The organism is Mesorhizobium sp. M3A.F.Ca.ET.175.01.1.1, from assembly GCF_004791945.1.
GTDB lineage: Bacteria > Pseudomonadota > Alphaproteobacteria > Rhizobiales > Rhizobiaceae > Mesorhizobium.
Genome location: NZ_SRTP01000047.1, coordinates 1 through 683, shown reverse-complemented (window position 1 = coordinate 683; position 683 = coordinate 1). Strand labels below are relative to the sequence as shown.

The following is a 683-nucleotide window of genomic DNA, read 5'->3' as shown; positions in this document are numbered from 1 at the left end:
CAGCGACGGATGAGTATTGCCTCGTGTCATGCCAGCGGGAGGAAGCCGTAAGGCTGCTGCACGAGTTCGTTAGACTTCCGATCGGACAGCGCAAGCAGACATCGGGGGTCCGTTACACCAAACAACGGGAATGGAGAAGACCTTATGTCCAGATACATGTCCAGACTGACTGCGGCCGCGTTGGCCGTCTCGGGCCTCGCTCTCGGCGCGACGTTCGCCAATGCGCAGGATATCGCCGGCTCCACGGTCGCGTTCCTGATGCCGGACCAGGGCTCGACGCGCTACGAGGAGCACGATCATCCAGGTTTCGTCGCCGAAATGAAGAAGCTCTGCGACAGCTGCAAGGTGCTTTACCTCAACGCCGACGCCGACGTCACCAAGCAGCAGCAGCAGTTCAACTCGGTCATCACCCAGGGCGCCAAGGTGGTCGTGCTGGATCCGGTGGACTCCGCTGCGGCGGCATCGCTGGTGCACAACGCGCAGGCGCAAGGGGTCAAGGTCATCGCCTATGACCGTCCGATCCCCACCGCAAAGGCCGATTTCTACGTTTCGTTCGACAACAAGGCCATCGGCAAGGCAATCGCCGCCTCGCTGGTCGAGCATCTCAAGGCCAAGGGCGTGTCGAGCGACGGCGATGTCGGCGTGCTGCAGATCAACGGCTCTCCGACCGACGCCGCCGCCGG

1 protein-coding gene is annotated in these 683 nt (G+C 62.7%); it reads left to right on the top strand.

The window, feature by feature from the left end; genetic code table 11:
* Positions 1-144: 144 nt before the first annotated feature.
* The coding region (locus EN818_RS30665) for a substrate-binding domain-containing protein (protein ID WP_145972139.1) at positions 145-683 on the top strand (539 nt) is incomplete at its 3' end.